Below are 18114 nucleotides of genomic sequence, written 5' to 3'. Positions count from 1 at the left end.
ATCTATTGAAATGCACCTCACATAGGGTGTATTTACACGTCGATGGCCGCAACCGAATTCGTGACGCCACGAAATCGCAGCCGGTTCGGAGATGAAAACGATATGGCTGACATAGGACCGTACTCGCGCCCACAAGTGCTGGCGAAGCTGGATGGACGCACCCGAGAAGCCCGTCTGTTGCAATCCGTGCGGGATGAGCTCACCGATCACCTGGGCGGTAGCCTTACGGTCACACAGAGCACTATGGTCGAGCGTGCGGCCTTCCTGACCCTGCACATCGCCCTGATGGATGCGAAAGCCTTGGAAAGTGACGGGCTTTCCGAGCGTGACAGCCGGCAATATCTCGCCTGGAACAACGCCCTGATGCGGATCATGAAGAGCCTCGGCACTGACAAGCCCAAGGCGAAGCCTGCAGCTCCAAGCCTGAAGGACTTCCTCAGCGGAGGCATGGCCGCTGATGCCCGCCTGGAGCGCGCCGGCGCATGATAGACATCCTGCAGGCCTGCCGAGAACCTCAGCTTTTCGCCCCGTGGTTCAAGAACCGCGATAACTACGAGGCTTGGTTTGCGTTCCTGGCCGCTCTCTTTGGTCTGCCCATGACCGCCGAGCAACTGGCGATCTATCAGAGGCATACAGGGCGCCAGGAAGCCCCGACAGAGGCCGCCAACGAGGCTTGGCTAATAATCGGTCGCCGTGGTGGCAAATCCTTCGTGTCGTCGCTGGTGGCCGTCTACCTGGCCTGTTTCTTCGACTATGAGCAATACCTCGCGCCCGGCGAGCGCGGCACGGTGATGATTGTCGCGGCCGACAAGAAGCAGGCACGCGTCATCCTTCGATATATCGGCGCCATGCTCACCAAGATCCCGATGCTGAGGGCCATGATGCTCAAGGCTGAGGTGACGGCCAACGGCATCGATCTCAGCAACTCCGTGTCGATCGAGGTCGGCACCGCTTCGTTCCGATCGACCCGCGGTTACACCTATGTTGCCCTGCTTGCCGATGAGATTGCCTTCTGGCGCACCGATGACGCGGCCGAACCTGACTTTGAAGTCTTGGACGCCATTCGGCCAGGCATGGCCACTATCCCGAACGCCATGATGCTCTGCATGTCGTCGCCCTATGCCAAAAAGGGCGCGCTGTATGACGCTTTCCGGCGGTTTTGGGGTAAGGACGGGGAGCCCCTTGTCTGGAAGGCTGCCACGCGGGAAATGAACCCTACGGTCGCGCAGCATGTCATAGACCGAGCCGTCGCCCGAGATCCTGCGAAAGCCTCTGCCGAGTACGGCGCCGAATTCCGGAACGACATCGAAACCTTCGTGTCTCGCGAGGCCGTTGAGGCTTGTGTCGATCCAGGAACCCGGGAGCGCGCGCCGGTGTCGGGACAGCGCTATTTCGCCTTTGTCGACCCTTCGGGCGGCTCTGCGGACAGCATGACGCTTGCCATTGCCCATGCGGAAAAGAAAACGGCCATGCTCGACGTGGTGCGGGAGGTCAAACCGCCTTTCAGCCCAGAGACAACCGTGAAGGACTTCTGCGACCTGCTCAAGCAGTACCGGGTCACGTCGCTGCTGGGCGATCGGTATGCCGGCGAGTGGCCGGTCGAGCAGTTCAAAAAGCACGGCATCCGCTACGAGCAGGCGGCAAAGCCGAAGTCCGACCTCTATAAGGACCTACTGCCGCTGATCAACTCAGCGGAGGTCGACCTTCTCGACATCCCCGTGCTTGTTACCCAGCTTTGCGGCCTGGAGCGTCGCACGGCGCGCGGCGGCCGGGATTCGATCGATCACTCCCCTGGGGCCCATGACGACGTTGCCAATGCCGTTGCGGGCGTATTGACCCAGGCACGCACCCGTCGCTCGACGTACACTCTGGAGCACGTGGCATGAGAGCGGTGGCCGACCTCGACACAGTTCAGCCGATGCCGCTCCTGGTCGACGGCGAGCTCGCGCGCGGCCGCGATGGCTCTCGGAAGCTGCCAGTGCCGATGCTGCCCTCGGAGATCGTACGAATTGAGACGGCGATGTATTTCGCCCAGGTATCCGACAAGACAATCCGGATATGGGCTCACAAGGATGGCATCGGGCGCCAAGCCGAAAGACATTCGCCCCTACAGATCTCGCTACCCGCACTACTCATGAAAATTGACGGTCAGACAACCACGCTCGAGCGCCTTCGCGCCGGTGAGAGGAACCACCCATCGGTCAGGTTCTATTTAGCTCGAACCATTGCAGTTCTTGAGGCAATCCGCAACGAACGGTGTGGCTCCTGAACGAACAATCAGAACCGAAGGTGGTCCAATCGGGTCGGAAAAGCTCGTTCCAGCCTATCAATGATTATTTTCGAATCGTCGATAGCAGGGACAGAAACATCAGGAGTGACCAATTTTGGAAGTTGCTCATCGATGGGGGGCGTCGAAGTACTGGCCTGCAATTTTTCTAGAGCGGCAAGCCGTTGTTCTGTGCTGGAAGCCAAGCTCTCTAACCGAGACTGAAGAGCTGATACGCCTTGAATGGTCTCCTGCGCTGTCGCTCCAAGAAACTCCAGCCGTTCCAACACGATGCTTCCATCAGTTCCGATCTTGACACTGAAATATGGAGCGAGAACGACCAGAAAGGAAGCTATAACCAGAACGGAATGCCCCACACCAATTTCCACGCCTCTGTGGATTAGAAAGATTGCATAAAGAAAAATGAGGAAGCCGGCCGCAGTGAATGGCCAATAGGTTAGAATGGTTTCATAGCTCATGAGATCCCCCCAAAGTCGAAGAGAAGGCTAGCACATACTTCCAAATTCTTCGAAACACTTCCAATACCGGGGCGCGCTGCGCTGTGGTCTGATCGGTCTCAACACAGGAGATCGACATGGCCAAGGAAGCCCAGAAGGTTGTTTCTATTCGCGAAGAAATCGCGCTAAGCCTTGACGATCGGATCGCCGACGCCTTCGACAATGTGATGTCGGCAGCGGCCCTTACGGCCTTGCTTCAGGAGGTGCAGGAAACCAGCGCCGCGGCGAAGGCTGAGAGCAAGGCCGCCAGCGCACTCGCCCTCGATCCGCGCCTCCGCCCCGCCGACGTCGCCGACGCCCGCCAGAGGATGCAGGACGCCGATTTCCGCAGCACGCGCCTTGACCGAGCCGCTGAAGAGCTTGCGGACGTGCTGACCGATGCAAAGCGCCGGGAGGCGGCGCAGGCAGCCGAAGTCGAATATCAGGCGGCCAAGGCAGAGCGCGACCAACTCGTCAAGGAGCTCAGTGAGGACTATCCGGCGCTCGCCGCAAGGCTCATCTCCCTTCTGGAGCGCGTCGCGGCGAACAACGAAAGGCTTGTCCGCGCCAATCCGGGCAGGCAGGGTGATATGTGGCTTCGATCTGCGGAAGCCGTCGCCCGCGAGGCATTGCCGAATTGGGAGGTCAACCCGACCTCGGATTTCCCATCCCTGATTCAGGGGGTCAGGCTCCCCCACTTCAAACGCGCCGGCATCCATGGCTACGCCTGGCCCCGTTACTCTGGATATTGAGGAATTCCGATGAGCTTTTTCAGCTGGAAAAAGGTGCGGGTCGAGACCGCGGAAGAGGTTGGTCTTTCCGACGAGAAGAAGGCCCAGATTGACGCCGTGGTCGCGTCGTGGGGCGAGGTGTCGCGTAGCGGGCGAAAGTCGACCTATGACGCCAGCGAGGCGCCGATGCAGATCGTGACTGCCGAGGAAGTCGCCTACTTCGTTCACGCCATGGAGGCGGAAGCCGCCCGGCTCGATGCCGCGGCGACTGAACTGCAGAAGCGCCGGCTCGCGGAGATTGCCGAGCGTGACGCGCAAATCGCTTCCATCAACCGCGAAATCGAGGCGATGAAGGCCAAGGCGAGGACCGAGGACGACGAGATCCATCGCAGGGCCGAGGCGCGGGCCAAGCTGCTCGCGGTCGTCGCGAAGATCGATCCGAGCCTCGACGCATCGAAGATCACCAAGGACGCCGACATTCGCCGCGAGGTCGTCCGGCGACGTTTCGGCGATGAAGCCGTGAACGGGCGCTCTGACGCCTATATCGACGAGCGGTTTGAATCGCTGGAGGCCCGCGTCAACGTCGATCCTTTTGCCGCTGTTGTAAAGGATGGGCTCAAGCCAAGCGATGGCGACCTTCGGGGGGCATCCGAAAGGGCCTATCAGCAAATGGTTGCGGACCTCAACAACTGGCGACACTAACCCGGGCCGGGATGCCCCGGTGGAGTGGTGGCGAGGTTATGGGTTTCTCCCCCGGTGGGCCTCGCCACCGCCTCAATCGAAAGGAATGGACATGCACCTTCAGGACAAGCTTACGATCGACGACAAGCGCCGCACCGGCGACGGCTATCTGGTCGTCAATGCCCGCGTGGCGCGCGCCGACAATGTGCAGCTCTACACCGGTGCCGAAGTCGGCAAGCCGGAAATGGCCACGGTTCGCGTCTTCCGGCCCGCTGCTGAGGTTTTCAGCGCCGACACGATGAAGAGCTTTGCCCACCGGCCCGTGACGCTTGGTCACCCTTCCAGCGCCGTGTCGTCGATCAACTGGCGGGACGTCGCCAAGGGCTGGAGCGACGGCGAGGTGGCGCGCGACGGCGATTTCATTCGGGTCTCGATGCTTTTGGCGGATGAGCCGACAATCAAGGAAATCGACGCCGGCACCCGCGAACTGTCAATGGGCTACGATTGTACGCTCGACTGGACGCCCGGCAAGTCGCCCTCCGGCGAGGCCTATGACGCCATCCAGCGCGGCATCCGCAGCAATCATATCGCCGTGGTGCCCCAGGCGCGCGGCGGCTCGGAACTCCGAATCGGCGACAGTGGCCGCAAGGATCTCAAGACGATGACCGACGCCGAAAAGCAGACGATGCGGGACAGCGTGCGGGGCATGCCTCTCGCCCAGGCCGCCGCCCTGCCGATCTTCGATGACGTCCGCGGCATCTGGCACCAGGGCATGAAGGCGGAGGAATATTTCGCTATCACGGCCGGCGCCGTCGTCGACGCGAACGAACTCACCGGCGACGCCAAGGCCTCGAACGACGCCTACGAGAAGATGGTCGCCGACATGAACACCGCCTACCACGAGCGGCGCGCCCTGGACGGCAGCACCGAGAAGGCAGCCGATACCGGCCCGAAGGTCGCTCGCGACGGCCGGCCGCTTTCAGCTCTCACCGATCGCGAACGCGCCCACGAGGCCTACCTCGATCATTGCGACAGCCTCAATTGCTGGAGGTCATCGTGAAGCTGTTCCTCAGTCCCGACGACAAGCCCGCTCCTGCACGTACCGATGAACAGGATCTTGCGTTCTTTGCCCAGCATCCGCATCGCGAATACCGGGCAAGAGCGCCTTTTCCGCACGAGCTCCAGGCGGCCCGCGAGCGCGGCCACAGCCTCGACCTCGCGCCCGGGCAGTCCTGGGTCATCATCATCATGCGCTGCGGTGCCACGCTCATCACCACGACCCTGTTCAAGGCCCGGCTCGGTACACCCGGCTCCTATCCCGACAGCGATGACGAAATCCGCGGCGCCTTCAAAGGCCCGCGTCCCGTAACACCGGCCGGGGCGGCCGCTTGAACCTAAAAGGACACGACAATGGCAGAACGAAAGATCGGCACGCGCACCTTCAAGGTGGACCAGCCCCTCGCAACCGAGGCCATCCGGCTTCAAGCGCGGGTCGTCCGAGCGCTCGGGCCATCGCTCGAAAAGTTCTTCACCGCCCGCGACCAGGCGGCGCGCAGCGGTAAGGTGGGCGACGATGCCCTGGGGCTCACGATGTTGCCAATCATCGCTGACTTCTACGAGAAGAACGATCCCGACGAGGTGACGGCGCTCGTGACCTACATCATGACGTTTGCGAAGGTGGCTCATCAGTCCGGGCAATACGACCAAGTGGACCTTGACGGCGACTTCTACGGACAACTCGGCGACATCATTCCCGTCTGCATGTTCGTGTTGCAGGAGGTGCTGGGCGATTTTTTTACCGCCCCCGGTCGGACTGGCAGCCCCGCGACGAAGACGACCGCAGCGGCCTGACAGAGCAAGAGGTGGCGAGGATCGCGCCAACGACGGATTTCTTCCTTATGAGAGCCGTCATGCGCGACCCGCCGCTCTACACGCTGAACGATCTTCGCACATGGGTGACGCTGTCCGACGTTTTCGCCGCCGAGGAGATCATGAACCTTGAGGCAGCCCAGGCCGAGAAGGCCGAGCGGGCGGCAAAGTTGAAAGCGAGGCAGTGATGGCTGCGATAGAAGAACTCTATGCCCTGCTAGGCTGGAAGCTGACCGGCGAGGACAACCTCAAGCGGTTCCAATCCAACATGAAGCGCGTCGAGCAGCAACTCGACGCTTTCGTGAGCCGCGCCGGTACCTTCGCCGTGGCGCTGGGCACTGTCGTGGGCGGCGGCATGGCGGCGTTCGGGAAATCTGTCATCGCGACAAGCGCCCAATTCGAGGGATTCGAGGCCGCTCTAACGACGATCGAGGGCTCGGCCGAAAAGGCGCGGACATCCATGGACTGGATCTCCGACTTCGCGAAGAAGACGCCTTACGAGGTCGCCGGTCTCACTGACGCCTTCATAAAATTGAGAACCTACGGCATCGACCCTATCGCCGACGACACGCTGCGAACGTTAGGCGACGCGGCTTCGGCTATGAACAAGCCGCTGGAACAAGCGGTCGAAGCGCTCGCGGACGCGACGACGTTCCAGTTCGAGCGCCTTCGCGAGTTCGGCATTACCGTCGAGCAGAAGGGCAAGCAGGTCACGTTCTCGTATCAAAAGAACGGAAAGCAGGTTCAGGAAACCGTCGAGAAAAGCGGCGAGGCCGTCCGCAAATGGGTGCTCGATAACCTCGGCGACCGCTTCAATGGCGCGATGATCCGCCAATCGAAGACCTGGAACGGCATGATGTCAAACCTTGGGGACTCGTGGGAGGATTTTAAGCTTCGCACCGGCCGCGGAGGGTTCTTCGACACGGTTAAGGGCCACCTTGGCGATCTGCTCGACTATATCGATAAGCTCGACAAGGACGGCACGCTCGATCACTGGTCGAAGCAGTTGGGCCTGGGCCTGACGTGGGCGGTCGAGCAGGGAAAGCACCAGATCAAGCTGCTTGTTAAGGACTTCGAGTTTCTGCGGGACTGGGCCAAAAACAACCCGGATATGTTCGGTTACTTGATCGAGGCGATCAAGGTTCTCGGCGCAGTGATTTTTCCAAAGACTTTTGCGCTCTTGGTCCTGCAGGACATATTTCGGTGGATACAGGGGCGAGGTTCATATATCGGCGACCTGGCCGCGGAACTTGAGAAACTAACGGGAATCGATGCGGGTACGCTTGGAAGCGGCCTTGCAGGCATCGCATTCGCTGGAGCGGGCCTGTTGTTCGCGGTAGGCCCTGTGAAAGCGCTATCCGCTGCAGTAAGCGGACTGGCTTCTGCCCTTGGTCTCCTTGCTGGCGGACAAGCAGCGGCCGGTGCGGGCGTCCTAACAAAAATCGGAGCAGCTGCACGAGCGGCGGGCGCTTTCTTCATGCGCGGCGCGAATCCCTATGCCATCGCCGGCGCTGTGACCTATGGCGCACTCAACGACGTGCCGCACGATGCGATGGCGGCGGCCGTGAAAGAGAACCCGGACCTGTTGAACCGACTCGACGCCGAAAAGCGCCGATGGGGCGGCGTACACTTTGAAGGCGGCCGCCATCGTGCCGGCCTTGGTGCCGGGCCTACCTCTGGCGATGCGATCAAGAACTTCCTCGATCACTCGCGATACATCAATGGCGGAGGGCCGGCGCGCGCGGCGACACAAGGTGTCCAGGCTGTCACCGACAACCGAAACCAGTCAGTCAAGGTCGATGTTGGCGGCGTCGTGGTCAATGGCGTCCAGGACGCTTCGGCGGCTGTTGGTGCCAAGGTAGGTGCAGCGGTCGGCGGATTAGCGGCCCGCGCCGGCGGCACCCGTTTCGAAAAAGACGACATGATCTGATGGTGACCGTCAAGAAGGTCTACACCAAGCGAGGCAAGGGGATCGCCGGCATAGGATCGCTCAGCCGCGGTCCAACGGCTGTGAAGGTAGGATTTATAAAGGGCGAGGCCGACGCCGACGTGATCCAGCGCGCAATCTGGCAGGAGTTCGGCACCCGCGGCGGCGCATCCGGCGGCGGTTGGGGCGGCCCAGTGCCGGAACGCCCCTTCATGCGGAATGCCATGCGAGAGAATACCAGTGGCTATCGCAATCTACTGCGCAAGGAGGCCACGAGGATCGTTCAAGCCGTCGCCATGGGAAACAGCGGAGATGTGGCAAAATCCGCCGCGCTGAGCCGACTCGGGATCAGGGCACAAGGTGACATCCAGGGGATGATTACCGCCATTGTGTCGCCGCCGAACGCCCCAGCCACGATCGCGCTGAAAGGTAGCTCAAAACCCTTGATCGACACGGGCGAGCTGCGAAACTCAGTCGCTTGGAAGTTAGACGAATGAAAGTGTAAAGGCGCCTTATCGCGAGGCACTTGCGTCGTCACATCTGTGATTACTGTACAAAGAAGGTCAATCAGGCTTCTTGACCCTCATCTTTCCCGCATTTGCAACTAGTCCGGGCAGCTCCGTCTGGACGCTTGGATCCGATGGGTTATAACGTTTATTATTCCACTCTGGCATAAACGAATTTCTTAAATGCTGCGCTACTGGCCCTTGGTTTTCATTATCTTGGGAGTAGTTTATTATTCGTTCTAGGCTTCTAGACAAGCTTAACGCGGTTCCGTAACCGTTGACAAAACTAACGGTGAGGGTTTCGCTATCGCGACCTCCACGGCTCCTTACTTTGTAGTCGATTTTCCAGTTTTCTAGTTCACGGACCGGCGCTGCGGGCCACTCTGCTTTTCCTGTTATATAAAAGTTCGCGCATAAGGGAAACAGCAGTAATATGTCGATCGGAAACGGATGATGCCACGCCGTTGCGGTCGCATCAATAACTTCCATGACCTGCTTAATTGCTCGAAGCTCAAAACCGTAAGCGTTAAAGCCAGTCGTAAGCACGCCTCTTAAATTGTCCTCCGGGCTTCTAATCTTGTTTGCAGGAAGCTCCGCGCAGAGGACGGCTACATAGTCTTCGATCGCAGGCTTTTCAAAAACGTATGCTCGGTCAAAGAACCGTCTGAGGTACCGCATCCCGTCGAAGCCCGGGCCGTAGGCGCCTGCTATGCTGTGCTGGAGCTGCTGGGTGTTCGTCGCGAATACAAACACGACACCCTCGACGTCGAAGAGGTGTTTGACCCTTTCGAGAAGCTGAACTGCGTAAGTGGGGCGGCACCGATCAAGCTCGTCGATCAACACAAATAGTGGCGACTTTTTCTCCGTCGACAATGACGCGACGGCTGTTTCCAATTTTTCCCGAAAGTCTGTAATCGCATCGTCGGTGCGGTTGAAACCGTCGATCAAGGCTTCGACTGATGCATCGAACAGCTTTTCCAATTGCGCGCTGGTCTCGCTTACGGCTGTTTCCAAAGCTTCAGCCGCCTCCCCAGGCGCTGAATTATCGTCGGTAATCAGGTCTTTAAGCTCGTCGAGAGAGACGCCGGCATGCTTCTTCACAAGCCCCTTCCCGATGGCCGCTGCAACTCGCAACGCAATGGGGCCGCCACTCGCTTTTGCGCTGGCCCATGCAGTTGCCGCCTTCCCAGGCTTCTTGACGAATGGGGCGAAAGCCTTGTCGATTGCAGCCATGATTGCGATATAAGGATCGACGGCATGGTCATCGCGCCACGCATTGATCCGAGCGACCATATGGCCTTTTCCCTCTAGATCAAGGGCGAACCCGTCTAGGAAGAATGACTTGCCTCCACCCCAGTCTGCATCGATGTTCAAGACATATGAGGCGGTCCTCCCTTGAGATTTACGTTTCTCGATTTGACCCACCAGGAAATTGTAGAGGAACTCCGAGTCCTCCCTCCTGCCAAGCAGATCAGCATCCCAATAATTCGCACCCTGGTCCATGTCGCGCGCTCTCCCCTTGGATTGTAGACAGCGGCAGTCGCACGCCTGAGTCAAGACCGCAGAAGCTTCACTTCTTAGCGGCTCCGTGGTTATCTACACTCACGATCGAGAGAAAGGTGGCGGTTCGAAATGATCACTGAAATCGAAGTCGAAGGCCTTGGCGTGATGCGCCACCTCAACAATTTCCAACTGGTCCGAATCAAGCATATCGCGAACCGTGAGAACCGGAGCATCGCGTGCATCGCGTTCGGGCTTGGAATGACGGTAAGGCAGTTCAAGGCGTTGTCTGCAGACCAGCAGCGGGCCGCCAGAGAGGCACACGATCGCCTCTACGCGCCGGACGCAATGGCACCCCGGCGAGACGGACCCGCGGCTCAGCGCCTCCCCAGGCCTTACGAGCGAGTGGCCGATGACAAAGCGATCCGGATGGGTGCAGACCTTCTGCGGGTCAAGGCAGGCCTGCCGCACGGCCATTTCCGCCGGTGGGTGGAAGAGAAATCGGGCATCAGTTACAGCCAGGCCCAGCGATACATGCGTGCGGCAAAGGCCGTGGCGGCATGACAGTCTACAAACGAGGGCGGGCGCTGCGCGACTGGCTCGTCAGCACACCGGAAGCCGCACGGGCGGTCTATGTCACCGAGAACCGGATACGCACACTGTCACGCGAGGGCTGTATAAAGCCGAGCGCGCGTAAGGGCTTCTATCGCCTCGGCGACGTGATCGATGGATATGCCGAGGCTGTTCGAATGGGAGTTGTCGCGGCTCCTCACGCTCGCGGAACCGGAGCGCCTCTAATGCGGTGCGACGCGGCTGATGGTGTTGCCATGATGGCAATACCTTGTGCATGACATACCTTGAGAGTTTGCTCCGATGGCACCAGATGAAGATCGCAAGCTGGTCTACCAGCGCTGCAAGGAAGCCATCTTGGCCGAGCTCCGCGCAGTTGGTGCGACGCCGGAAATCCCAATCGATCTATATCGCGTCGGGCCAAGCCTGATTGCGGCCGGCTTCACGCAGGACGAGATTGTGACCTGCCTAGACAGTCTCGTCTCTCAGAAGCGCATCGAGTACGCGGGTGGCAATCGTGTGCGTCTGCTGGCGTAGCAGCGGGCTGGAGCACGAAAGCAAAAGGCCGGGCGTACGTCCCCGGCCTTCGCAATCGACGAGTCCGGTACATCCACGGTGCTCGGTCTGGCATCAAGATAGTGAAAATCACCGGCGGGGCAAGGTGGCCGACAGAGGTAGCGGCTACTTCACCAGGCCGTGCTTCTTGGCGAGGGTCTCCTGAAGCGCGCAGCTCGCCAATTTAGCGGTCTCCGTCATAGCCTCCAGCTCGCTGGGGAAATTGGTCGTTACCGCGTAGTAATTGAATCGCGCAGTGTCGTGCAGGTCAGCGATCTTCCCACTCATGAATGCCTTAAGGGCCTCGGCGTCCAGTTTAAATCCGCAGATGTCTGCTGCGCTCACGAGCTGCCCAGCTTCAACTGAGAGCATCATCTCGTCGGCCTGCTGCTCAAGATAGACGGTTGCCGAAGCGCTAACGAGAAGAATGAAGACAGACGTCCACATCGTTCTATTCCTTTTTTCTGGAGGCGAGAGCCTCGTCGCTGTAGCTGAGCCTTTCCTCGTTCTTCATCTTCAACCACGCGCGAGGGTTTTCGTACAGTCGCGGCCGATGAAGGTCGCGCGTCCCAAGCGTATCCCACGCGATCCTAAGGATCTCGCGTTTTGCATCGTTGAGTATTCTTCTCTCCCGACCCAGAGAAATATGGTCGCCGAGTTGGCTATCGAACGCCTTCTCAAGGTCAGATTCCACGGTTGCTATTTTCTCGGCCGCTTCAACAGGCACGACTATGGCGGCGAGGATAGAGCAGTCGCGGATGCGTTGTCTCTGTCTCTCATACTGTTCTCGCAGTTCGGCAATACGCGCGCCAGACAGAATGTGTTTCTCCGAAAAGTGATCATCCCATTCTCGAAGCATACGAGAGAGGTCGAAAACAGCCGACAGCAGGTCTGACAAAACGGAAAATTGCCGCTCCCACATTCGTTCAGACTTAAAGCGTGCCAAGGCCCATCGAACGGCTAGCCAAGCGACCAAAGCAGCACCGAGCAACTGCAGCATGCTCTTGAGGAGCTCCGGTAAGATCGCCGCCATACATTCTCCCCAGTGGAGCGAGCACATTCGCTAATGGCACGTGGGAGTCAAGCTCGCCAAAAACCTGCCGGTCCGACGTTTTCGGGTCGAATATCTCTACGGCTGCGGAGATATTCCGTTAGAGCCGCCCGACCTTCATCGTCAAAGATCATTGCCCTGACTTCCGTTCGATCTTCCTCATCTAGGTCAGTGAGAATGTGCTTAATCACGTCTTGGATATCGAAAACTTTGCCGCCTCGAAATGAGGTGATAGCGTCGTCTGCCCCGTTCTTAATATAATCCAGCTTCGTCTCATCGATCATCATAGGTTTCTCCGTCCCGGGTCTCGCCATGTTGCAAGCCATGTTGCATGGAATTGCCGAGTGTGACGCGGAGCCATTGAAAATCAAGGGAAATCAGTTGCAACACATTGCGACATGAAAACGGCAAAAGCGCTCGCCGGCGGGGCGCTTATCGTATTGAAATCATTGAGAGATCAGAGTGGAGGCCTCGCCGAGAATCGAACTCGGGTGCAAGGATTTGCAGTCCTCTGCGTCACCACTCCGCCACGAGGCCATCCGTTTTGCTATAAAGCGTGTGGTGCCGGGCGTTTAGAACGAATTGAGAAAGGGCGCAAGGGGCTTATTCCGAACATGCCGTTTTTTTCATCCTGGCGGATGTGTACGAAGCGTTTGACGGCGTTTTTGTCGCAGCTTTGCCGGAGGCCGAACATACGGTGGCCGATGACCGCAGGTCCAGGCGGCGCGCCCGAGGGCGCGCCCCATATTCTATTGCTGCTGCGCCGGGGCGCCGCCTTCAACGCCGACAAGGGCGATCTTGCCGTATCCCGCCGCGCGCAGGAGGTTCATCACATCCATCACATTGCCATAGTCGACGGCCTTGTCGGCGCGCAGCAGGATGCGGGCATCCTTGTTGCCTTCCGTCACGGCGTCGAGTTCCGGGCCGAAACTGTCGCGGGCGATCTCGCCATTGCCGATCGAGACCGTCAGGTCCTTCTTCAGCGTCATGAAGACCGGCTTGTCCTCGCGCGGCGTCGGCTGTGCGACGGAAGAGGGCAGGTCGACATTGATGTCGACCGTGGCGAGCGGCGCGGCCACCATGAAGATGATGAGCAGAACCAGCATGACGTCGATGAACGGCGTCACGTTGATTTCGCTGTTCTCCTCGAGGTCGTCGCCGCCGCCTTCCTTGATCTTGCTCGCCATGGCCTCACCCGATCTTCACGACGGAGCCTGGGCCCCGTTCACTGCGCTGCGCGCCGTGGCGCAGCGAGCGGCGCACGTCGAGGTCGCGGCTGGCCAGCCGCTCGATGGCGGCCGAGGCATCGGCGAGGTTCTGGCGGTAGCCGGTGATCGCACGGGCGAGGAAATTGTAGATCACCACGGCGGGAATGGCGGCGACGAGGCCGATGGCGGTCGCCAGCAGCGCTTCGGCGATGCCGGGCGCGACGATGGCAAGGTTCGTGGTCTGGGCCTTCGAGATACCGATGAAGGAGTTCATGATGCCCCAGACGGTGCCGAACAGGCCGACGAAGGGGGCCGTCGAGCCGATGGTGGCCAGGAGGCCCGTTCCCTTGGCGATGCGGCGGCCGGCATGGACTTCCATGCGGGTGAGGCGCGAGGAGATGCGCTCCTTCACGCCGCCATCGGAAACGTGGTCGAGCACGGCCTCCGAGGCTTCCATTTCCTCGCGAGCGGCGCGCGTCATGCGGGCGACGGTGCCGCGGTTGCGGCCGAGCGCCTGCTCGCCGTCCTCAAGGCCACGGGCGACCGTGAGCTGCCGGACGGCGCGGCTGGCCGAGCGCTGGGCCGCGGCCAGCTCGACGAGCTTGGCAAGAAGCACGGCCCAGGTGACGATGGAGGCGAAGGCAAGGCCGATCATCACGCCCTTGACGACGATATCGGCCGCCATGAACATGCCCCAGGGGGAAAGGTCGTGCGGCAGGCCGGCCTGCCGTTCGCCGCCGTCATCGACGATGTCGAGATCGGTCGCCTCTTCGCCGGCGGCTTCCTGGTCTGCATCGGCCGTCACGGCCGGCGTGTTCACGGTGTCGCCTGTCACGGGCCGCGATGTCGTGTCTGTGGTCGTCGTCGCGGCGGTGCCGCCCGTCGCCGCGCCGCCGGATTGTCCGGCTTCCGGCTGGCTGTCCGTCTGCGCAGAAGTACCCTGCGTCTGGCTCTGGGTTTCCTGGGTCTGGGCCAGGGCGGCCGGCGGGGTGGCGAGCGCCATCAGGATGATCGCGAATAGCAGTCGAGACCGTTTCAGCACGGCGTATTCCTCTTGCATGTCTCAATTTATACGGTGCCCGTCCGATAAACGGGCGCGGTGCGGACGCCAGGCGCCGCAAAAACCTGACTGCTCAATACGACATTATGGAGGGGGCAGGCAATAATATGTTGAGTAATTTATTCATGATAAACTGCGGAAAATCCTCGGTGTGGGCGGGACGGAACCGCAACGGCGCGGTTTTTGCGCGCAGACGATCGCCGCCTATGGACACCCGGCCCGAAACCGCTCTAAGAGAATTGCGACGCATCCGGCATCGCAACCGGGCCTTCGTGCCGCGGTCTGCCGCTTACTCACAGGGCTAGAGATGATTGACTACAAAGCAGCGCGCACGAAGATGGTGGACAACCAGATCCGTACGACGGACGTCACGGCGCATGAGGTGCTCGACGCCTTCCTGACCGTCGCGCGCGAAGAATTCGTGCCCGCGGCCGTCAAGCCGCTCGCCTATATCGACGACGATATCCAGATTGCCCCCGGCCGCTACCTGATGGAGCCGTCGCCGCTCGCCAAGCTGATCCAGCTGGCCGAGATCGCCAGCAGCGATGTCGTGCTGGAGGTCGGTTGCGGCACGGGCTACGCCTCGGCCGTGCTCTCGCTTCTCGGCAGCTCCGTCGTGGCGCTGGAAAGCGACGCGGCGCTGGCTGCGAGTGCGACGGAAACGCTCGCCCGCCTCGGTTATGACAATGTCGCCGTCGTCACCGGCGACCTTGAGACCGGTTACGCGCCGGAAGCGCCCTACGAGGTGATCTTCGTGCATGGCGCGGTCGAGTTCGTTCCGGAGGCGCTTTTCGCCCAGCTGCGCGATGGCGGACGCCTCGTCGTCGTCGAGGGTTACGGCAATGCCTCGCAGGCGCGTCTCTATATCAAGGAAGGCGGCCACGTCTCCGAACGCAACGTCTTCAACACCGCCGTCAAGCCGCTTCCGGGCTTCCGCAAGGCGAAGGAATTCGTCTTCTGAGCCAGCGCGGATATGCGCCGTTTCGACAGGCCCGTTTGTTGCACTTTCGCAACGGGCCTGTCCTATTGTCGTTACCAAATCCTTCCTGAAGGACCTGACGACTGTTCCCGAATGAACGAAGAGGCATTATCGCGGGCGAGGCGGAGCTGTCCGCGACCGGCCACCGATGCCGGATGAAATGCACCAGGCCTTCGTGTCGGTGAGAAGTGTGTAAAGGCGGCTCCCGCGACGGGCTGGCCAGGATCGGAGTTTCGTACTGTGTCCCTTCTTCGTCGAACTGCCCTTGCGCTCGCGCTCGCCACTGCCGTCAACGCCCTGCCGCAGGCAGCGCTTGCCGAAACACTGGCCGGCGCCATGGCCAAGGCCTACGAGAACAACCCCGACCTCAACGCCGCCCGCGCCGCGCTGCGCGCCATTGACGAGAACGTCACGATTGCCAAGGCCGGCATGCGGCCGCAAGTAAGGGGGGTGGCTGAAGTCGAAGGGACCCGCACGAACCTCGATGTCCGGCCGCCTCGCGGTCTCCTCGGGCAGGCCGGCCGCCAGACGGACTACGTCGCTTCCAGTTACGGTATCACGATCAGCCAGCAGGTTTTCGACGGCTTTCAGACGCTCAACCGTGTCCGGGCAGCGGAGGCGAACGTCCTGGCGAACCGCGAGTCGCTGCGCGCCCAGGAAATCTCCATCCTTCTCGCCGCGGTCGAAGCCTATTCGAACATTGCCCGCGACCAGCAGATCGTGTCGATCCGCAAGCAGAACATCGCCTTTCTCAAGGAGCAGGTCGCTGCCGCGAATGCGCGCCTGAACGTGGGCGAGGGCACGCGCACGGACGTCAGCCTGTCCGAGGCCGAGCTTGCCTCCGCCAAGGCGGAGCTTACCGCCGCCGTCTCCTCGCTCAAGCAGAGCGAAGCGGCCTATGTCCAGATCGTCGGCGAGACGCCAAAAGGCATCAAGCAGCCCTCGGCAGCCAAGAAGGCCATGCCGAATTCGCTGGACAATGCTGTGGCGACGGGCATGCGCGAGAACCCGAACATCATCGCGGCGATGCGCGGCGTCGATGCCGCCGGCTTCAATGTGAAGGAGGCCGAAGGCGCCATGTTGCCCGGCGTCTCCCTGCAGGGCAGCGTCTACAAGTCGGTCAATACGGTGGACGGCCCGGGTGACAGTCTTCAAGGCACTGTATCGGCCCGCCTTACCGTTCCGATCTATCAGGGCGGCGCTGAATACGGCCAGATCCGCCAGGCGAAGGAGCGGCTTGGGGAAAGCCAGCTGCAGGTCGATTCCGCGCGCATGGAGGTCCAGCGCACGATCGCCTCGGCGCATGCGCAATATGAGGCTGCCAATGCCTCCATCACGGCCATCCGGGTACAGATCGACGCGGCCAACCAGGCATTGAACGGTGTCGTCGAGGAGCGCAATGTCGGCCAGCGCACGACGCTGGACGTGCTGAATGCCCAGCAGAACGTGCTTGAAGCCCAGGAAGACCTTGCCGCCGTGCAGCGCAATGCCGTCGTCGCGAGCTATTCGCTGCTGGCTGCCACGGGCAGCCTGACGGTGCGCAGCCAGGGGCTGGAGGTCGCCGAATACCGCGCCGAGGTGCACTACGAAGCCGTCAAGGACAAGTGGTTCGGCCTGAGAACGGTCGACGGCAAGTAAGTCCTTTCCTTTACGACGAAACGGGCTCTCCTGCGACTGCGCGGGATGCGGTCGCGCGTCTTGCCCTTGGCAGGGCAAACAAATCTGTGCATCACTTGGAACACATGATTCGCGGCGATTTAGTTCGCCATCGAACTCGCCTAGGGTTTTCGTGATGTCCGGCAGGTCCCGTAGCGGCTGGCCAGGGGACGCCGCAGAGAACGGGGATAGAAATGGCTCAGCCAAATGTCGCGCGTGAACCGTCCATGGATGAAATCCTGGCGTCCATTCGCAAGATCATCGAGAACAACGAAGCCATGCCGGACCTTGCGGCCGATGCCGAGGACGATGGCGGCTTCGACATTACGACCGGGAGCGAGGATCGCGCCTTGCTCGATCATCCTGTTGTGGTCGAGCAGTTCCATGCCGAAGAACGGCATGCCGCCGCTGTTCAGCCGTTGCCGCGTGCCGAGCTGATGCAGGGTGGCCAGCCGGCCCTGTCGCTTGCCGATGTCGCCGCCCGGGTTCGTGCGGCCTCCGAGCGTCATGTCGCCAGCCGTGAGATGCCGGAGCCCGTTTCCGTCGAGCCGGTAGCGGCGCCGGTGCGGGAGGAAAACCCGATCGTGACCGCGCGCATGGCCGCCAATGCCGGGCGTGTCGCGCCGGCCTTCGAAGCCGTCGCAAAGGCCGAACCTGTCGCCGATGTGGTGGCGGCGCCTGCGGTCGATTTGGCCGTCGAGGAGCGCGCTGCCGAGCCGGCTGCTGCCGGCCGGGACGTCGCCGCGATCGTTTCGCCCGATGTCGGCGCGCGCGTGGCCCAGTCCTTTGGCGCGCTGGCGCAGGCGCTCGACGCCGGCCCGCGCCGCTCCTTCGACGAGATCGCCGAGGAGATGCTGCGCCCAATGCTGCAGGAATGGCTGGACGACAACCTGCCGACGCTCGTCGAGCGGCTGGTGCGCGAGGAGATCGAACGGGTGGCGCGCGGCCCGCGCCGCTGACCGACGCCACCAAATCTCCAAAAGATTGGTTTAAGCCGCGCCGGAGCCTCCGGGGCGGCTTTTCTTCTGATATTGTTGACTTCGCCCCGGCCATCCGGT

23 protein-coding genes and 1 tRNA gene are annotated in these 18114 nt (G+C 61.1%); 16 read left to right on the top strand and 8 right to left on the bottom strand.

The window, feature by feature from the left end; all coding sequences use genetic code 11:
- The first annotated feature begins 42 nt into the window (after window positions 1-42).
- The 3 genes from EXZ48_RS12220 to EXZ48_RS34850 are packed head-to-tail and all read left to right on the top strand — an operon-like array spanning window position 43 to window position 2269.
- Window positions 43-486, top strand: a complete 444-nt coding sequence (locus EXZ48_RS12220) for a hypothetical protein (RefSeq protein WP_245462016.1) — start codon at window positions 43-45, stop codon at window positions 484-486.
- Window positions 483-1886, top strand: a complete 1404-nt coding sequence (locus tag EXZ48_RS12215) for a hypothetical protein (protein ID WP_245462015.1) — start codon at window positions 483-485, stop codon at window positions 1884-1886. Before EXZ48_RS12220 ends, EXZ48_RS12215 begins: the two co-directional genes overlap by 4 nt.
- Window positions 1883-2269, top strand: a complete 387-nt coding sequence (locus tag EXZ48_RS34850; protein ID WP_165909337.1) for a hypothetical protein — start codon at window positions 1883-1885, stop codon at window positions 2267-2269. The genes EXZ48_RS12215 and EXZ48_RS34850 overlap by 4 nt, the downstream gene beginning before the upstream one ends.
- 8 nt (window positions 2270-2277) lie before the next feature.
- On the opposite strand, the gene EXZ48_RS12210 is transcribed toward EXZ48_RS34850, so the two are convergent.
- Complete coding sequence (locus tag EXZ48_RS12210; protein ID WP_130516165.1) at window positions 2278-2745, bottom strand: hypothetical protein; 468 nt, start codon at window positions 2743-2745, stop codon at window positions 2278-2280.
- Window positions 2746-2861: 116 nt separating this feature from the next.
- Here EXZ48_RS12210 and EXZ48_RS12205 point away from each other — a divergent pair, with 116 nt between their 5' ends.
- From EXZ48_RS12205 to EXZ48_RS12175, 8 genes are all read left to right on the top strand, one after another.
- Window positions 2862-3515: a hypothetical protein gene (locus EXZ48_RS12205; RefSeq protein WP_130516163.1), complete on the top strand. Its 654-nt coding sequence runs from the start codon at window positions 2862-2864 to the stop codon at window positions 3513-3515.
- Window positions 3516-3524: 9 nt separating this feature from the next.
- A complete protein-coding gene (locus EXZ48_RS12200; RefSeq protein ID WP_130516161.1) occupies window positions 3525-4196 on the top strand; it encodes a hypothetical protein in 672 nt (223 codons plus the stop codon).
- Between the two features lie 91 nt (window positions 4197-4287).
- Window positions 4288-5235, top strand: coding sequence for a DUF2213 domain-containing protein (locus tag EXZ48_RS12195; RefSeq protein WP_165909336.1), 948 nt, complete (start codon window positions 4288-4290; stop codon window positions 5233-5235).
- A complete protein-coding gene (locus tag EXZ48_RS12190; protein ID WP_130516157.1) occupies window positions 5232-5567 on the top strand; it encodes a hypothetical protein in 336 nt (111 codons plus the stop codon). The genes EXZ48_RS12195 and EXZ48_RS12190 overlap by 4 nt, the downstream gene beginning before the upstream one ends.
- Before the next feature lie 18 nt (window positions 5568-5585).
- Window positions 5586-6026: a phage tail assembly chaperone gene (locus tag EXZ48_RS12185; protein WP_130516155.1), complete on the top strand. Its 441-nt coding sequence runs from the start codon at window positions 5586-5588 to the stop codon at window positions 6024-6026.
- Window positions 6027-6085: 59 nt separating this feature from the next.
- Window positions 6086-6232 carry a hypothetical protein gene (locus tag EXZ48_RS34845; protein WP_165909322.1) on the top strand — a complete coding sequence of 49 codons (147 nt, stop codon included), beginning with the start codon at window positions 6086-6088 and terminating at the stop codon, window positions 6230-6232.
- Window positions 6232-7974 (top strand): tape measure protein, encoded by a 1743-nt coding sequence (locus EXZ48_RS12180; RefSeq protein WP_130516153.1) that lies wholly within the window; start codon window positions 6232-6234, stop codon window positions 7972-7974. Before EXZ48_RS34845 ends, EXZ48_RS12180 begins: the two co-directional genes overlap by 1 nt.
- Window positions 7974-8468, top strand: coding sequence for a hypothetical protein (locus EXZ48_RS12175; protein ID WP_130516151.1), 495 nt, complete (start codon window positions 7974-7976; stop codon window positions 8466-8468). The genes EXZ48_RS12180 and EXZ48_RS12175 overlap by 1 nt, the downstream gene beginning before the upstream one ends.
- A 66-nt stretch (window positions 8469-8534) precedes the next feature.
- On the opposite strand, the gene EXZ48_RS12170 is transcribed toward EXZ48_RS12175, so the two are convergent.
- Window positions 8535-9980: a P-loop NTPase fold protein gene (locus EXZ48_RS12170; protein ID WP_130516149.1), complete on the bottom strand. Its 1446-nt coding sequence runs from the start codon at window positions 9978-9980 to the stop codon at window positions 8535-8537.
- A gap of 129 nt (window positions 9981-10109) precedes the next feature.
- Between EXZ48_RS12170 and EXZ48_RS12165 the strand changes: the two genes are divergently transcribed.
- Entirely contained in the window at window positions 10110-10541 is a 432-nt protein-coding gene (locus tag EXZ48_RS12165) for a DUF3102 domain-containing protein (protein WP_245462013.1), read from the top strand.
- Between the two features lie 309 nt (window positions 10542-10850).
- On the top strand, window positions 10851-11084 hold the full coding sequence (locus tag EXZ48_RS12160) for a hypothetical protein (protein ID WP_130516148.1): 234 nt from the start codon (window positions 10851-10853) through the stop codon (window positions 11082-11084).
- Between the two features lie 144 nt (window positions 11085-11228).
- On the opposite strand, the gene EXZ48_RS12155 is transcribed toward EXZ48_RS12160, so the two are convergent.
- The 6 genes from EXZ48_RS12155 to exbB all read right to left on the bottom strand — a co-directional run bounded on the left by EXZ48_RS12155 (window position 11229) and on the right by exbB (window position 14364).
- Entirely contained in the window at window positions 11229-11549 is a 321-nt protein-coding gene (locus EXZ48_RS12155; protein WP_130516146.1) for a hypothetical protein, read from the bottom strand.
- Window positions 11550-11553: 4 nt separating this feature from the next.
- Window positions 11554-12135: a hypothetical protein gene (locus EXZ48_RS12150; protein ID WP_130516144.1), complete on the bottom strand. Its 582-nt coding sequence runs from the start codon at window positions 12133-12135 to the stop codon at window positions 11554-11556.
- Between the two features lie 47 nt (window positions 12136-12182).
- Window positions 12183-12440, bottom strand: a complete 258-nt coding sequence (locus tag EXZ48_RS12145) for a hypothetical protein (RefSeq protein WP_130516142.1) — start codon at window positions 12438-12440, stop codon at window positions 12183-12185.
- A 176-nt stretch (window positions 12441-12616) separates the two neighbouring features.
- Window positions 12617-12690: transfer RNA gene (locus EXZ48_RS12140), tRNA-Cys, on the bottom strand.
- A gap of 212 nt (window positions 12691-12902) precedes the next feature.
- Entirely contained in the window at window positions 12903-13340 is a 438-nt protein-coding gene (exbD, locus tag EXZ48_RS12135) for a TonB system transport protein ExbD (RefSeq protein ID WP_130516140.1), read from the bottom strand.
- 4 nt (window positions 13341-13344) lie between these two features.
- Window positions 13345-14364 carry a tonB-system energizer ExbB gene (exbB, locus tag EXZ48_RS12130; protein ID WP_165909346.1) on the bottom strand — a complete coding sequence of 340 codons (1020 nt, stop codon included), beginning with the start codon at window positions 14362-14364 and terminating at the stop codon, window positions 13345-13347.
- 367 nt (window positions 14365-14731) lie between these two features.
- Between exbB and EXZ48_RS12125 the strand changes: the two genes are divergently transcribed.
- The 3 genes from EXZ48_RS12125 to EXZ48_RS12115 all read left to right on the top strand — a co-directional run bounded on the left by EXZ48_RS12125 (window position 14732) and on the right by EXZ48_RS12115 (window position 18015).
- Window positions 14732-15382: a protein-L-isoaspartate O-methyltransferase gene (locus EXZ48_RS12125; protein ID WP_088016539.1), complete on the top strand. Its 651-nt coding sequence runs from the start codon at window positions 14732-14734 to the stop codon at window positions 15380-15382.
- A gap of 258 nt (window positions 15383-15640) precedes the next feature.
- Window positions 15641-17038, top strand: coding sequence for a TolC family outer membrane protein (locus EXZ48_RS12120; protein WP_023514824.1), 1398 nt, complete (start codon window positions 15641-15643; stop codon window positions 17036-17038).
- Window positions 17039-17250: 212 nt separating this feature from the next.
- The gene (locus EXZ48_RS12115) at window positions 17251-18015 is read left to right on the top strand and encodes a PopZ family protein (protein ID WP_130516136.1); all 765 of its coding nucleotides are present in this window, start codon (window positions 17251-17253) and stop codon (window positions 18013-18015) included.
- The last annotated feature ends 99 nt before the right edge of the window (window positions 18016-18114 follow it).

The organism is Shinella sp. JR1-6 (assembly GCF_004284735.1).
Taxonomy (GTDB): domain Bacteria; phylum Pseudomonadota; class Alphaproteobacteria; order Rhizobiales; family Rhizobiaceae; genus Shinella.
This window is presented reverse-complemented; position numbering and strand designations above follow the sequence as displayed.

What these genes read in the sequence shown, in the direction of transcription:
- EXZ48_RS34845 (WP_165909322.1), top strand. Translation starts at nt 6,086, where the DNA reads ATGCGCGACCCGCCGCTCTACACGCTGAACGATCTTCGCACATGGGTG.
- EXZ48_RS12205 (WP_130516163.1), top strand. Translation starts at nt 2,862, where the DNA reads ATGGCCAAGGAAGCCCAGAAGGTTGTTTCTATTCGCGAAGAAATCGCG.
- EXZ48_RS12170 (WP_130516149.1), bottom strand. Translation starts at nt 9,980, where the DNA reads ATGGACCAGGGTGCGAATTATTGGGATGCTGATCTGCTTGGCAGGAGG.
- EXZ48_RS12155 (WP_130516146.1), bottom strand. Translation starts at nt 11,549, where the DNA reads ATGTGGACGTCTGTCTTCATTCTTCTCGTTAGCGCTTCGGCAACCGTC.
- exbD (WP_130516140.1), bottom strand. Translation starts at nt 13,340, where the DNA reads ATGGCGAGCAAGATCAAGGAAGGCGGCGGCGACGACCTCGAGGAGAAC.
- EXZ48_RS12215 (WP_245462015.1), top strand. Translation starts at nt 483, where the DNA reads ATGATAGACATCCTGCAGGCCTGCCGAGAACCTCAGCTTTTCGCCCCG.
- EXZ48_RS12150 (WP_130516144.1), bottom strand. Translation starts at nt 12,135, where the DNA reads ATGGCGGCGATCTTACCGGAGCTCCTCAAGAGCATGCTGCAGTTGCTC.
- EXZ48_RS12160 (WP_130516148.1), top strand. Translation starts at nt 10,851, where the DNA reads ATGGCACCAGATGAAGATCGCAAGCTGGTCTACCAGCGCTGCAAGGAA.
- EXZ48_RS34850 (WP_165909337.1), top strand. Translation starts at nt 1,883, where the DNA reads ATGAGAGCGGTGGCCGACCTCGACACAGTTCAGCCGATGCCGCTCCTG.
- EXZ48_RS12210 (WP_130516165.1), bottom strand. Translation starts at nt 2,745, where the DNA reads ATGAGCTATGAAACCATTCTAACCTATTGGCCATTCACTGCGGCCGGC.
- EXZ48_RS12115 (WP_130516136.1), top strand. Translation starts at nt 17,251, where the DNA reads ATGGCTCAGCCAAATGTCGCGCGTGAACCGTCCATGGATGAAATCCTG.
- EXZ48_RS12185 (WP_130516155.1), top strand. Translation starts at nt 5,586, where the DNA reads ATGGCAGAACGAAAGATCGGCACGCGCACCTTCAAGGTGGACCAGCCC.
- EXZ48_RS12195 (WP_165909336.1), top strand. Translation starts at nt 4,288, where the DNA reads ATGCACCTTCAGGACAAGCTTACGATCGACGACAAGCGCCGCACCGGC.
- EXZ48_RS12180 (WP_130516153.1), top strand. Translation starts at nt 6,232, where the DNA reads ATGGCTGCGATAGAAGAACTCTATGCCCTGCTAGGCTGGAAGCTGACC.
- EXZ48_RS12165 (WP_245462013.1), top strand. Translation starts at nt 10,110, where the DNA reads ATGATCACTGAAATCGAAGTCGAAGGCCTTGGCGTGATGCGCCACCTC.
- EXZ48_RS12220 (WP_245462016.1), top strand. Translation starts at nt 43, where the DNA reads ATGGCCGCAACCGAATTCGTGACGCCACGAAATCGCAGCCGGTTCGGA.
- exbB (WP_165909346.1), bottom strand. Translation starts at nt 14,364, where the DNA reads ATGGCGCTCGCCACCCCGCCGGCCGCCCTGGCCCAGACCCAGGAAACC.
- EXZ48_RS12200 (WP_130516161.1), top strand. Translation starts at nt 3,525, where the DNA reads ATGAGCTTTTTCAGCTGGAAAAAGGTGCGGGTCGAGACCGCGGAAGAG.
- EXZ48_RS12145 (WP_130516142.1), bottom strand. Translation starts at nt 12,440, where the DNA reads ATGATGATCGATGAGACGAAGCTGGATTATATTAAGAACGGGGCAGAC.
- EXZ48_RS12175 (WP_130516151.1), top strand. Translation starts at nt 7,974, where the DNA reads ATGGTGACCGTCAAGAAGGTCTACACCAAGCGAGGCAAGGGGATCGCC.